The 13493-nt window shown below is 72.8% G+C and carries 12 protein-coding genes; 8 read left to right on the top strand and 4 right to left on the bottom strand.

Features of this window, described 5'->3' with window-relative positions; translation table 11 throughout:
* Positions 1 to 6 precede the first annotated feature (6 nt).
* The 4 genes from KS423_RS08965 (at position 7) to KS423_RS08980 (ending at position 3877) form a co-directional block, all read left to right on the top strand.
* The gene (locus tag KS423_RS08965) at positions 7 to 864 is read left to right on the top strand and encodes an ABC transporter permease (protein WP_224276991.1); all 858 of its coding nucleotides are present in this window, start codon (positions 7 to 9) and stop codon (positions 862 to 864) included.
* 81 nt (positions 865 to 945) lie between these two features.
* On the top strand, positions 946 to 1524 hold the full coding sequence (locus KS423_RS08970) for a dienelactone hydrolase family protein (RefSeq protein WP_224276962.1): 579 nt from the start codon (positions 946 to 948) through the stop codon (positions 1522 to 1524).
* Positions 1525 to 1693: 169 nt separating this feature from the next.
* Positions 1694 to 2953 carry an MFS transporter gene (locus KS423_RS08975; protein ID WP_224276964.1) on the top strand — a complete coding sequence of 420 codons (1260 nt, stop codon included), beginning with the start codon at positions 1694 to 1696 and terminating at the stop codon, positions 2951 to 2953.
* 108 nt (positions 2954 to 3061) lie between these two features.
* Positions 3062 to 3877: a trans-aconitate 2-methyltransferase gene (locus KS423_RS08980; RefSeq protein WP_224276973.1), complete on the top strand. Its 816-nt coding sequence runs from the start codon at positions 3062 to 3064 to the stop codon at positions 3875 to 3877.
* 59 nt (positions 3878 to 3936) lie between these two features.
* Here the strand turns inward: KS423_RS08980 and KS423_RS08985 are convergent, their stop codons facing one another.
* The 3 genes from KS423_RS08985 to KS423_RS48440 all read right to left on the bottom strand — a co-directional run bounded on the left by KS423_RS08985 (position 3937) and on the right by KS423_RS48440 (position 5925).
* Positions 3937 to 4743, bottom strand: coding sequence for a hypothetical protein (locus KS423_RS08985; protein ID WP_224276975.1), 807 nt, complete (start codon positions 4741 to 4743; stop codon positions 3937 to 3939).
* Between the two features lie 130 nt (positions 4744 to 4873).
* Positions 4874 to 5653, bottom strand: coding sequence for a VOC family protein (locus KS423_RS08990; RefSeq protein WP_224276977.1), 780 nt, complete (start codon positions 5651 to 5653; stop codon positions 4874 to 4876).
* A complete protein-coding gene (locus KS423_RS48440; protein WP_224276979.1) occupies positions 5599 to 5925 on the bottom strand; it encodes a DUF6191 domain-containing protein in 327 nt (108 codons plus the stop codon). The genes KS423_RS08990 and KS423_RS48440 overlap by 55 nt, the downstream gene beginning before the upstream one ends.
* Positions 5926 to 6090: 165 nt before the next feature.
* Here KS423_RS48440 and KS423_RS09000 point away from each other — a divergent pair, with 165 nt between their 5' ends.
* From KS423_RS09000 to dnaE, 3 genes are all read left to right on the top strand, one after another.
* Entirely contained in the window at positions 6091 to 7149 is a 1059-nt protein-coding gene (locus KS423_RS09000; protein ID WP_224276981.1) for a hypothetical protein, read from the top strand.
* 3 nt (positions 7150 to 7152) lie between these two features.
* Entirely contained in the window at positions 7153 to 8427 is a 1275-nt protein-coding gene (locus tag KS423_RS09005) for a hypothetical protein (protein ID WP_224276983.1), read from the top strand.
* A gap of 133 nt (positions 8428 to 8560) precedes the next feature.
* A complete protein-coding gene (gene dnaE / locus KS423_RS09010; RefSeq protein WP_224276985.1) occupies positions 8561 to 12094 on the top strand; it encodes a DNA polymerase III subunit alpha in 3534 nt (1177 codons plus the stop codon).
* Positions 12095 to 12197: 103 nt separating this feature from the next.
* Here the strand turns inward: dnaE and KS423_RS09015 are convergent, their stop codons facing one another.
* Positions 12198 to 13085, bottom strand: a complete 888-nt coding sequence (locus KS423_RS09015; RefSeq protein ID WP_224276987.1) for a LysR family transcriptional regulator — start codon at positions 13083 to 13085, stop codon at positions 12198 to 12200.
* Positions 13086 to 13228: 143 nt separating this feature from the next.
* Between KS423_RS09015 and KS423_RS09020 the strand changes: the two genes are divergently transcribed.
* A partial coding sequence (locus tag KS423_RS09020) for a dihydrodipicolinate synthase family protein (RefSeq protein ID WP_224276989.1) occupies positions 13229 to 13493 on the top strand: 265 nt, incomplete at its 3' end.

A 13493-nucleotide genomic window follows, 5' to 3' on the forward strand; every position in this document is an offset into this window, starting at 1 on the left:
GTCCCGATGGACCACGCGGAGTCGATGGACCATGCCGAGGGGTACCGGGCGAGCCGGACGCTGCCGCTGCGGGTGGAAGCGATGCGGCAGCTGCGCCGGCGCCGCACGCTGGTGATCGGCGCGGTGCTGGCCGCCATGCCGTTCGTCATCCTGGCCGCGTTCCAGATCGGCGGCACTCCGGGCCGTCCGGGCCGGACCACCTTCATCGAGCTGGCCACCGCCTCGGGGGCCAACTTCGCGGTCACCATGCTGTTCGTCGGCACCGGCTTCATGCTGGTCGTCCCGGTCGCGCTGTTCTGCGGGGACACCGTCGCCTCCGAGGCCAGCTGGTCCTCGCTGCGCTACCTGCTGGCCGCACCGGTGCCCCGGGCCCGGCTGCTGGCCCGCAAGTTCGCGGTCGGACTGGCGTTCTCGGCGGCGGCGGTGGTGATGCTGCCCGCGATCGGGCTGGTCGTCGGCACGGCGGCGTACGGCTGGGGGGACCTCAGGCTGCCCGCCGGGGTCAGCCTGCCCGCCGGGCAGGCGCTGCCCCGGATCGCCATCGCGGTGGCCTTCGTGTTCCTCAGCGAGATCGTGATCGCGGCGCTGGCGTTCTGGCTCTCCACGGCGACGGACGCGCCGCTGGGCGCGGTCGGCGGCGCGGTGTTCGCCTCGATCGTCACCGGGGTGCTGGACGCCGTCACCGCGCTGGGCGACCTGCGGGAGTGGCTGCCGGCGCACTGGCAGTACTCCTGGGCGGACGCCCTGCAGCCGCAGCTGGAGTGGGGCGGCATGGTGCAGGGCGTCTCGCTGTCGCTCTCGTACGCGGTGGTGCTGCTGGCGCTGGCGTTCCGGGGGTTCGCACGCAAGGACGTGGTGTCGTAGCCGGACGCGGGGTCACAGGGCCGGGCAGGGCATGCGGGATCATGGGTGGGTAGCTGACCTCCCTGGTGAAGGACCCGAACCGTGGCCCAGATCGTCCTCTTCCACTCCGCCTACGGCCTGCGCCCCGCCGTGCACGCCGCCGCCGAGCGGCTGCGTGCCGCCGGGCACACCGTGCACACGCCGGACCTGTTCGACGGGCGGACCTTCGAGTCCGTCGAGGAGGCGCAGGAGTTCCAGGAGGAACTCGGCGGCCGCGACGAACTGCTGCGGCGGGCCGTGACGGCGGTCGCGTCGGTGTCCGAGAGCGGGCTGGTGTACGCCGGCTTCTCGCTCGGCGGCGCGGTGGCGCAGAACCTGGCGCTGGCCGACGAGAAGGCGCGCGGGCTGCTGCTCCTGCACGGCACCTCCGACCTGCGGGAGGACGCCGCCACCGAGATCCCGGTGCAGCTGCACATCGCGGAGCCGGACCCGTTCGAGCCGGAGGACTGGCTGAACGCCTGGTACCTGCGGATGCGGCGGGCCGGGGCGGAGGTCGAGGTGCACCGCTACCGCGGCGCCGGGCACCTGTTCACCGACCCGGAGCTGCCGGACTACGACGCCGAGGCGGCCGAGCGGGCCTGGGTGGCGTCGCTGGACTTCCTCGCGGAACTGGACGCCTGACGCGGGACTGGACGGCCGGCGCGGGGCTGGGGTGGTTCGACCGGCGCGCGGGTGAGGCGGGAGTGGCGGGGTTCATTCTCCATAATCCATGGAATTATGGAGAACGTTCCGGGCGGGAAGCGCCCGGGGCCGCCCGTCCGCACCGCCCACCGCTGACCCGGGGAGAGACATGGCCGGCACCGCCCCCGCCGAGAAGACCACCGGCATACCCGACGATCCCGGCGAGGCGCAGCGCCGCATCCTGCGGGTGCTGGTCGCCTCCCAGGTGCTCAGCGGCGCGGGGCTTGCCGCGGGAGTGACGGTCGGTGCCCTGCTGGCGCAGCAGATGCTCGGCTCCACCAGCCTGGCCGGGCTGCCGAGCGCGCTGTTCACCGCCGGATCGGCGCTGGCCGCCGTGGCCGTGGGCCGGATCTCGCAGAGCCGGGGCCGCCGCCCGGGGCTGGCCGCCGGGTACCTGACCGGGGCGGTCGGCTCGGCGGGCGTGATCGCGGCGGCCGTGCTGGACAACCCGCTGCTGCTGTTCGTCGCCCTGTTCGTGTACGGGGCGGGGACGGCCACCAACCTGCAGGCGCGGTACGCCGGGGCCGACCTGGCGAGTCCGGACCGGCGGGCGCGGGCGGTGTCCACCGTCCTGGTCGCCACCACGCTCGGCGGCGTGGCCGGGCCCAACCTGGCCGCGCCGACCGGGCGTCTCGCCGAGGGGCTGGGGATTCCGGCACTGGCCGGCCCGTTCGTCCTGTCCGGCCTGGCCTACGGACTGGCGGGGCTCGTCCTCGCGCGGTGGCTCCGGCCGGACCCGCTGCTGCTGGCCCGGACGCTCGCCGGGGCCGGGCCTGCGGGCGACAGCGCGGTGACGGACGCGGCCGACGAGCGGGCCGGACGCGGGGGTGTGGCGCTCGGGGGGCTGGTCATGGTGCTCACCCAGCTGGTGATGGTGGCGATCATGACGATGACGCCGGTCCACATGCACGACCACGGGCACGGGTCGGCCGCCTCCGGGCTGGTCATCGCGATCCACATCGGCGCGATGTACCTGCCGTCGCCGGTCACCGGGTGGCTGGTCGACCGGTACGGGCGGATGGCGGTCGCGGCGTCGTCCGGGGTGGTGCTGCTGGCGGCGGGGATGCTGGCCGCCGCGGCGCCCGGGGACTCGGTGGCGCTGCTGGCACTCGCGCTGGCGCTGCTGGGGATCGGCTGGAACCTCGGCCTGGTCTCGGGCACGGCGATCATCGCCGACACGGTGCCGCTGGCCACCCGGGCCAGGACGCAGGGCCTGGTGGACGTCTCGATCGCGATCGCGGGCGCCACCGGCGGGATGGCCTCCGGGATCATGGTCGCGGCCACGAGCTACCCGGTCCTGGCCCTGGCGGGCGGGCTGGTGGCGCTCGGGCTGGTGCCGGCGGTCGCGGTGAGCGCCTACCGGCGGTGAGGGCCCTTCGGGGCTCCCGAGCCGGCCGGGTGGTAATCCGATGGCCCCGCCGGGGCGCGGTCGGTACCGTGTCCGCCGACCGGTGTCGGGGTGGACGGGGGAGTGCCGATGGGCGCGGCGGAGCAGGTGGACCGGACGCGGGCGCGGGTGTTCGGCGAGGCGGCGGAGCTGTACGACGCCGCCCGGCCGGGGTACGCGGACGCGCTGGTGACGGACGTGCTGGCGTACGCGGAGCTGGGCGGGCGCCCGGCGGTCGAGGTCGGTGCGGGGACGGGCAAGGCCACCGTGCTGTTCGCCGGGCGCGGGGTGCCGCTGGTCTGCGTCGAGCCGGACCCACGGATGGCCGAGGTGCTGCGGCGCAACACCGGGGGGTACCCGCAGGTCCGGGTCGAGAACGGCGGCTTCGAGGAATGGGCGGCGGACGGGCGGGAGTTCGGGCTGCTGTTCGCCGCCACGTCCTGGCACTGGCTGGACCAGGCGCGCCGCTGGGACCTGGTGCACGATGCGCTCGGACCGGGCGGCGCAGTGGCGCTGTTCTGGAACCCGCACGGGGTCCTGGACGGCGGACCGTACGACGAACTCGCCGAGGTGGACCGGAAGTTCGGGGTCGAGAACGCGCCGCACGGGCAGCGGGCCTCGTTCTACGGCCCGGAGGCGGGCGGCGGGGACCCGGGCTGGCCGGAGCCCGAGTGCCGGCGGGACGGCCGGTTCGCCGACCTGCGGGCCGTCCGGTACCGGGAGGAGGTCTGGTACGAGACCGGGCGCTACCTCGACTTCCTGGCGTCCGTCTCCACCTACCGGGTGCTGCCGGAGGAGCGGCGGGAGGGAGTGCTGGCCGAGACGGCCCGGGTGCTCGACGCGCGGGGCGGCGGGATCGGGATGCTGCGCGTCAACGACCTGTTCCTGGCACGGCGGGGCGCTTAGGGCGCGGGCGGGCGGGGTGGCGCAGGCCGGGGGCCGGCCAGGGTCTGGTCGGGGGCTGGTCAGACGCGGCGGAGGCGGCCGTGGACGAAGAGGGCCAGGAAGACGACGGCGCCGAGGCCGCAGGCCGCGATGCCGAGGCCGAGCAGCATGATCGTGGTGTCGTCGACGCCCCGGACGAACTCGCGGACGGTGTGGCCGGAAGCGTCCACGGTGACCCGCTCGCCGTCCGGGTGGTCGGAGATGTAACGGGCCATGGCGACGACGCCGCCGACGCAGAGCACCGAGCCCAGCAGCAGCCGGCCGCCGGCCCGGCGGGTCCACGCCTCGGCGTCGAGCATCCGGGCGTTGGGGCAGTGGTCGATCACCGCGTTGCCGAGGGTGGAGGCGCCGGCGGCCAGGCCGTCCACCCGGACGCGTCCGCCGCCGGACAGGCCGAGGACGCAGCGGTAGTCGTTGCCGAACCGGTGGGCGTAGGCGCCGGCCGCGCCGCTGCGGGCCGGGACGGTGATGGTGGCGATCTGCGTCCAGGTCCAATGTCCCTTGGGCCCACGGGCGTTGCCGTGGACCAGGCCGTACGCCCGGACCTCGAAGTACTCGCCGGCGCCGCCGCGCAGGGCCCGTACGGCCTGGGAGGCGCCGAGGACGAGCCCGCAGATGCCGAGGCCGAGGGCAACGCCGAGCGCCTGGCCGCCGCCCGAGTCGCCACCGGGGCCGCCGTCCTGAAGGAGGGCCCACAGGCCCAGCCAGGAGGCGAGGACGCCGATCGTCAGAGCCCAGGCGGCGTTGATCCACCGGGTGCGGGTGGCGACCGGGTGGCGGCTGACGAGGGCGCCGAGGGCGTCGGGGGTGGCGGTGGTCTCGGTCACGGCGGTCAGTCAAGCAGGGGTGACCAGCCCGCCTCAAGAGTGGTGATCCGTACGAGGATTGACGGTAGGTCGGAATGTGGTCCGCCCGCCCGGGTGGGGGTCCGGGCGGGCGGAGCGAAGAAGGACGGGGTCAGCGCGGCGTCGGCCTGATCACGGCGAAGGGGGCGCCCTGCGGGTCGGCGACCACACTCATCCGGCCGGCCACCATGTCGAAGGGCGGGGCGAGGACGGTGCCGTTGCGCTTGACCAGGGCGTCCACGGTGGAGTCGACGTCGTCGACCGCGAAGTAGGTCAGCCAGTGGGCCGGAGTGCCGGGCGGGTCGTTGGCGAGCAGGGTGGCGCCGCCCACGGCACGGCCGCCGACCCGCAGCTCCCAGTAGGTGTCCGCGCCGTCCAGCGGCTCGAACCCGATGCCGAACGCCTCGCCGTAGAAGGCGGTGGCGGCCGGGATGTCGCTGGTGTGCAGCTCGTTCCAGATCAGCGCGCCGGCCTCGTTGACGACCTTGGCGCCGAAGAACTCGCCCGGCTGCCAGGCGCCGAACACCGCGCCCTGCGGGTCGGCGGCGATCAGCATCCGGCCCAGGTGGCCGACGTCCACGACCGGGACGAGCAGGGTGCCGCCGGCGGCGACGATCGCGTCCTGGGTGGCCTGGGCGTCGGCGGTGGCCAGGTAGCTGGTCCAGACGGTCGGCGGCTCCGGCATCCCGTCGGGGGACGTCGCCGCGCCGATGCCGGCCACGGTCTTGCCGTCGAGCTCGCAGACGGCGTAGCCGCCGAACTCCGCCTTGCCGACTTGTCCCTGCCAGCCGAAGAGGTCGCGGTAGAAGTCCAGTGCGGCCTGCTGGTCCTTGGCCATCAGATCGACCCAGCACGGCGTGCCGGTCGCGTACGGGGTGGTGACCTCGGGCATTTTGACCCTTTCTGGTGGGTTTTGCTGCCGGTCACGATTTCGTCGCGGGAGGCGGATCGCCACTCGACACGCCGCCACGGGGCGTGCCCCTGGCCGGCGGGTTCGGGACTTCCTGTGCGGGGCCACCTGCGGGGCGGGATGAGCGCGGTGCCACCGTCGAGGTCGATGCCCGTGCGGGGCGGGGCGCCGGCGTGGTCGTCGTCCCGCAGGGTGAGCCGGGCCTGGCGCTGCTCGATCCGGACGCGTTTGTCGGCGTTGAGGAAGGCGTGCAACTCCTCGGTGGCGGTCGCGCCGAGGCCGAGCCCGCCGGTTCGGACGCGGGCGGAGAGTCGTCGCTCCGGGTGTCGTCACCGCCCTCGGGCGGCTCCGCCCGGCGAGGACGCCCGACCGCCGGGCCCCGCCGCCCGCACGCCGGGGGCTGGGGCACGATGGACCCCATGCACACCGACCACTACGCGCCGGCGACCACCCTCCCCGGTCTCCTCCAGCGCGGCCGAGGCCAGGGCGCGCTGATAGCCGCCGAGGACCGGGCTTCGGTCGCCGACCTGGTCTACGGCTGCATCCGCTGGGACTGGCGGTGGGACTCGCAGGTCGACGACCGGCACCTCTACCTCGCCCGGCTGATCCGGGACTTGGAACTTCCGCTCGCGCCGGTGGTGGAGTTGCTGTCCGGCGACGAGGACACCCGGTACCGGGCCACCGGCGTTCTGGAGCTGCTCGTGCTCGGCGGCTCGCAGGAAGCCCGGGCGGTACTGCCGGACTCCGTTCCGGAGGCGGACGGGCCGATCACGCGTCACCGCATGACGGATCCGTACCCGGACCGCGACAACGCGAGCCTGCTCGCCCTGCTGCGCGATCCGGAAGAATCCGAACGCGCCAAGGGGACCGCTCTGCGCGCACTGTCGCTCCGCCCGCCGGACCCCGCGCTGATCCCGCTGGCACCCCGGCTCGGCGCCGCCGACGGCACCCGGCAAGTGCCGTTCCTGGGGAGGGCCGTCGGGCAACTCGCCGAGCAAGCCGTACCAGCGGCTCGGGAGTGGGCGGCCTCGGAGCAGGGCTGGCTTTCCGGGCTCGGCTTCGCGGTGCTGGCCGGCCACGGCGACGAGAGCGACATACCGGCCCTCGTCGCCGAGCTGGAGAGGTGCTGGGCGATCCAGGCCTGGTGCGGCCCGGACACCCTTGCGGGCGGCCTGGCGCGCTTCGGCTCGAAGGCCGCCGACGCCGTCTCCCTGCTGCGCCGCTTCTGGCTCTCGACCCCGCACTCGTACGAGCGCCCCGCCTACCTGGAGGCGTTGGCGGCGATGGGGGCCGCCGGCACGGCCGAGGCGTACACCGAGTCGCTCTGGGACTGTGAAGCGGGAGCCCGGCTCCTCGGCGTCGAGCACGCCCCCGACCGGGGCGACGTGAGGGCCCGCTTGACGTACCTGCGGGACGATCCGATGGAGGAACCGGAGGTCCGCGAGGCCGCCGGGGCACGACTCGCCGGATCGGTGTAGCGCATGCCCGAGCAGACGGACCCGTACGCCTACGCACCGGTGGACACCCTCCTCGGCCTGCTCCAGCGCGGCCGGGGCCTGGGCGCGCTGCAGGCCTCCGAGGACCCCGTCGCCGCCGCCGACGCCGTCTACGCCTGCATCCGTACGGACTGGCGCTGGGACTGGCTGGTCGACGAGCACCGCGTCTACCTCGCCCGGCTCCTGCGGGACCTGGACCTCCCGCTCGGCCCCGTGGCCGACGCCCTGGCCACCGCGGACGACCACGACGCCGAGGAGGCCGCCCGCATCCTCGAACGGCTGGCACTCGCCGGCTCCGCCGAGGCGCGGGACATCCTGCGGGCGTACATCCGCGAGGGCGAGCAGTGGCTGTCCGTCCTGGAGTCCGTGTCCGAACGCTGGCCGGTGGAGTGGTGGGAAGATCTGGGCGACGTCGCGCGGGCACGCCTCGGCGGCGACGACGACCCGACGCCCTGGGCGAAGGCCTGGGAGCACTGGGGCGTCTCCATCCCCACCCCGGAACGCAAACCCCCGAAGCCCGACCCGCCGGCCGAGCCGACGAACGCGGAGCTCCTGGAGATCATCGCCGACCCCGGCTCATCGGAGGACCGCAGGACGGACGCCATGTACGTCCTCTACCACCACCGCGACCCGGAGCCCGGCCTGGTCCCGCTCGTCCCCTCGCTCGGCACGGCGGACGGCAAGCACTCGCTGCCCCTGGTGACGGGCCTCCTGGCGAGGCTCGGCGCCCACGCCATGCCCGCCGCCCGCGACTGGGCCGCCTCGGGCACCCGCTGGCTGGCCCGGGAGGGCCTGAGGGTGCTGGCCGGGCACGGGGAGCCGCAGGACGTCCCGGTGCTCCTCGCCCAGCTGGAGAAGGACTGGGCGCACCGCACCTGGTGCGGCCCGATGCTCATGGCGCAGGGCCTGGCCCGCCTCGGGCCCGAGGCCGCCGGAGCCGTCCCCTTCCTCCGCCGTTTCTGGGTGCGCACCCCGCACTCGTACGAGCGCCCCGCCTACCTCAGGGCGCTGGCCGCCATCGACCCCGCCGGACTGGACGAGGCGTACGTCGAGTCGCTCTGGGACTCCCAGACCGAAGCCCGGCTGCTCGGGGTCGAGCGGGCCCCCGACCGCCCCGGCGTGCGGGAGCGCCTGGCCTACCTGCGGGACGATCCGATGGAGGAGTCCGAGGTCCGCGAAGCCGCCGGGGCGCGACTCGCCGGGCCGGCCCGGGCGCCCCTCCCGGCGGACGGGGAAGCCGTTCGAGGGGGGCTAGAGTAGACGCGTGAACGTGTGAGTGATGGTCCGGACCCCGCGAGGTGCTCCGGGCCACATCCATTTCCAGGGGTAACCCCTGTGACCTGCACGTTCGCCGGCCCACCAGACCAGCACCAGAGCCTCCGGAGGCCCCGCCTTGAGCGACCAGCCGTTCGCGCATCTGCACGTCCACACCGAGTACTCGATGCTGGACGGTGCCGCCCGGCTGAAGCAGATGTTCAAGGAGGTCGAGCGCCTCGGTCAGACCCACGTGGCCATGACCGACCACGGCAACATGTACGGCGCCGCCGAGTTCCACAAGCAGGCCACCGCCGCCGGGATCACCCCCGTCATCGGCATCGAGGCGTACGTCGCCCCGGAGTCCCGCTCCAACACCAAGCGCGTCCTGTGGGGCCAGCCGCACCAGAAGAAGGACGACGTCTCCGCGTCCGGTGCCTACACCCACAAGACCATCTGGGCCCGCAACAAGGAGGGCCTGCACAACCTCTTCAAGCTGACCTCGCGCTCCTACGCCGAGGGCTGGCTCGTGAAGTGGCCCCGGATGGACAAGGAGCTGATCTCCGACCTCTCCGACGGCCTGATGGCCACCACCGGCTGCCCCTCCGGCGAGGTGCAGACCCGGCTGCGCCTCGGCCAGTTCGACGAGGCCCTGAAGTCCGCCGCCGACTACCAGGACATCTTCGGCAGGGAGAACTACTTCCTGGAGCTGATGGACCACGGCCTCGACATCGAGAAGCGGGTCCGCGACGGGCTGCTGGAGATCAGCAGGAAGCTGAACATCCCCCCGGTCGTCACCAACGACTCGCACTACACCACCGAGGCCGACGCCGGCGCGCACGACCTCCTCCTCTGCGTCCAGACCGGCAAGAACCTGTCCGACCCGGACCGCTTCCGCTTCGACGGCACCGGCTACTACATCAAGTCCGCCGCCGAGATGTACGCCCTCGACTCCTCGGACGCCTGGCAGGAGGGCTGCCGCAACAGCCAGCTCCTCGTCGCCTCCCGGGTCGACACCGAGGGCATGTTCAAGTTCAAGAACCTGATGCCCCGCTTCCCCATCCCGGAGGGCTTCGAGTCCGAGGCGGACTTCTTCAAGTCCAAGGTCTGGGAGGGGATGGACTGGCGCTTCCCGGGCGGGTACGACGAGGAGCACAAGAAGCTCGCCGAGTACGAGATGGACACCATCATCCAGATGGGGTTCCCGGCGTACTTCCTCGTGGTCGCCGACTTCATCATGTGGGCCAAGAGCCAGGGCATCGCGGTGGGCCCCGGCCGTGGTTCGGCGGCCGGCTCGCTGGTCGCCTACGCGATGGGCATCACCGACCTCGACCCCATCCCGCACGGCCTGATCTTCGAGCGCTTCCTCAACCCCGAGCGCATCTCCATGCCCGATGTCGACATCGACTTCGACGAGCGCCGGCGCGGTGACGTGATCCGCTACGTGACGGAGAAGTGGGGATCCGACAAGGTCGCCATGATCGTCACGTACGGCACCATCAAGGCGAAGGCCGCCATCAAGGACTCCTCGCGAGTCCTCGGCTACCCGTACGCGATGGGCGACCGGATCACCAAGGCGATGCCGCCGGACGTCATGGGCAAGGGCATCCCGCTCTCCGGCATCACCGACTCCTCGCACCCCCGCTACAGCGAGGCCGGCGAGATCCGCGGGCTGTACGAGACCGACCCGGACGTCAGGAAGGTCATCGACACCGCGCGCGGCATCGAGGGCCTGATCCGCCAGCCCGGCGTGCACGCCGCAGGCGTCATCATGTCCGCCGAGCCGCTGACCGACCACATCCCGGTCTGGACCCGGCACACCGACGGTGTCACCATCACGCAGTTCGACTACCCGACCTGTGAGGGCCTCGGCCTTCTCAAGATGGACTTCCTCGGCCTGCGCAACCTGACGATCATGGACGACGCCGTCAAGGCGATCGAGAAGAACAAGGGCATCAAGATCAACCTGCTTGATCTGCCCCTGGACGACAAGCCGACCTACGAACTCCTCGCCCGCGGCGACACGCTCGGCGTCTTCCAGCTCGACGGCGGCCCCATGCGCTCGCTGCTGCGGCTGATGAAGCCCGACAACTTCGAGGACATCTCCGCCGTCCTGGCGCTGTACCGCCCGGGCCCGATGGGCGTCAACTCCCACACGAACTACGCGCTGCGCAAGAACGGGCAGCAGGAGATCACCCCGATCCACCCGGAGCTGGAGAAGCCCCTGGAGGAGGTGCTCCGGCCCACCTACGGCCTGATCGTCTACCAGGAGCAGGTGCAGAAGGCCGCGCAGATCCTGGCCGGCTACTCGCTCGGCCAGGCAGACCTGCTGCGCCGGGCCATGGGCAAGAAGAAGAAGGAGATCCTGGAGGCGGAGTTCGTCCCCTTCCAGAAGGGCTGCCGCGAACGCGGTTACTCCGACGCGGCCATCCAGGCGGTGTGGGACGTCCTCGTCCCCTTCTCCGGCTACGCGTTCAACAAAGCGCACACCGCCGGCTACGGGCTGGTCTCGTACTGGACGGCCTACCTCAAGGCCAACTACCCGGCCGAGTACATGTCCGGCCTGCTCACCTCCGTCAAGGACGACAAGGACAAGTCCGCGGTCTACCTCAACGAGTGCCGCAAGATGGGCATCCAGGTGCTGCCGCCGGACGTCAACGAGTCGGACTCGGACTTCACCCCGCACGGTGACACCACGGTCCGCTTCGGCCTCACCGCCATCCGCAACGTCGGCGGGCCGGTGGTCGACTCGATGATCCGGACCCGGAAGGCCAAGGGGAAGTTCGCGTCGTTCTCCGACTTCCTGGACAAGGTGGAGTCGGTGGTCTGCAACAAGCGGACCGTCGAATCGCTGATCAAGGCCGGCGCCTTCGACTCGCTGGGGCACACCCGCAAGGGCCTGAGCGCGCAGTTCGAGCCGATGATCGACAACGTGGTCGGCGTGAAGCGCAAGGAGGCCGAGGGGCAGTTCGACCTCTTCGGCGGCGACGCCACCACGGACGAGCCGAGCTTCGGGCTGGACGTCGTCTTCTCCGAGGAGGAGTGGGAGAAGTCCTTCCTGCTCACCCAGGAGCGGGAGATGCTCGGCCTGTACGTCTCCTCGCACCCGCTGCACGGCATCGAGCACGTGCTCGCCGACAAGGCGGACTGCGCGGTGGCCGATCTCGCGGAGCGGCCGGACGGGACGATCGTCACCATCGGCGGCATCATCTCGGGCCTCCAGCGGAAGATGACCAAGCAGGGCAACGCCTGGGCCATCGCGACGGTCGAGGACCTGGCGGGCTCGATCGACTGCATGTTCTTCCCGGCCAGCTACCAGCTGGTGTCCTCGCAACTGGTCGAGGACGCCGTCGTCTTCGTGCGTGGCAAGCTGGACAAGCGGGAGGACGTGCCGCGACTGATGGGGATGGAACTGTCCGTCCCGGACCTGTCGAACGCGCACGCCGAGGCGCCGATCACCATCAACATCCCGAGCGGGAAGGTCACCCCGCCGCTGGTGGCCCGGCTCGGCGAGGTGCTCGGGAGCCACCGCGGCACCACCGAGGTGCGGGTGCGGCTGGAGAGCCGCAACAAGACCACGGTGCTGCGGCTCGACCGGCACCGGGTGAAGTCGGACCCGGCGCTGTTCGGGGACCTGAAGCAGCTGCTCGGGCCGAGCTGCCTGGCGGGATGACGTCAGACGCGCTTCGCGAAGTTCCCCGCGCCCCTTTCGGGCGCGGGGAACTTCCGTTTCGGGGAGGGGATTCGGGGAGGGGAGGTGAAGGGGGGCGGGAACCTCAGGCGCCGCTGCCGAGCCCCGGCGGGACGGCTGTGTGCAGGGCCGAGACGAAAGCCGAGATGGCCGGGTGGGAGCCGGCGCCGGCGCGGAACGCGGCGCGGGTGCGGCGGTACATCGGCAGGCGGGTGAGGACGACGCCAGGCGGGGGCCCGGCCGTGCCCAGGTGGGGGACCAGGGCGACGCCCTGGCCGGCCGCCACCAGGGCCAGCACGGTGGTGAAGTCGTCGATCTGGTGCCGGATCCGGGGTGCGAAGCCCGCCGCCTCGCAGGCGCGGACGGCCATGGTGTGGCAGAGCGTGTCCGGCGGGGACATGATCCACGGTGCGCCGCGCTGCTCGGCGACGGTGCCCGGGGTGCGGGCGGCCAGGTACATGGGCTCGGTGAAGACCGGGCGGGTCACCGCGAGGCCCGGCTCCGGATCGGTCGGGACGAGGTCGTACTCGTGCACCAGCGCCACGTCCAGCTCGCCCGCCCGCAGCGCCGCGCCGACGGCCGCCGGGTCCACCTCGGTAACCATCGGCTCCAGCCCCGGGTGCCAGCCGGCCAGTTCGGCGAGCACCGCCGGGATGATCGCCCGGGCCGCCGAGGGGTAGGTGCCGATCCGCAGTGGACCGGCCAACCCTCGCTTGGTGTGGGCGAGTTCGGCGCCGGCCTGCTCCAGCAGGGCGAGCACCGCCTCGGCGTGCCGGACCAGGTTGCGCCCGGCCGGGGTGAGGGTGACCCGCCGCCCGGTTCGCTCCAGCAGCGGGACGCCCGCCTCCTTCTCCAGGACGGACAGCTGCTGGGAGACCGCCGAGGGGCTGAAGGAGAGTGCCTCGGCGACGGCCGCGATGGTGCCGAGGTGGGCGAGTTCGCGCAGCAGGCGCAGGCGTCGGACATCCAGCATCGGGCCAGCCTAGGGCCTGCCCGGAGACCCGCCCCGGAGACCCGGGTCCGAGGCCCTTCGCGGCCGAGCATCGGTTCAGCTTACGAGAAGCGTCGGAAACATGAACTGGACCTGGGCGATCGGCGGGCCGCAGGATCGTTGGCATGGAACTCAAGGGCATCCACATCCCCCTGATCACCCCCTTCGCCGCCGACGGCTCCGTCGCCCTCGACGCGCTGGAGAAGCTCGCGCACGAGGTCCTGGACGCCGGGGCGGCCGGACTGGTCGCGCTCGGCACCACCGGTGAACCGGCCGCGCTGACCGCCGAGGAGCGGGACGCGGTGGTGGACGTCGCCGCGGCCGCCTGCGCCGCGCGCGGGGCTCAGCTGACCGTCGGCGCCTCCGGCGGCGACACCCGGGCCGTCGGCG

Source organism: Streptomyces sp. LS1784 (genome assembly GCF_020103755.1).
Lineage (GTDB): Bacteria > Actinomycetota > Actinomycetes > Streptomycetales > Streptomycetaceae > Kitasatospora.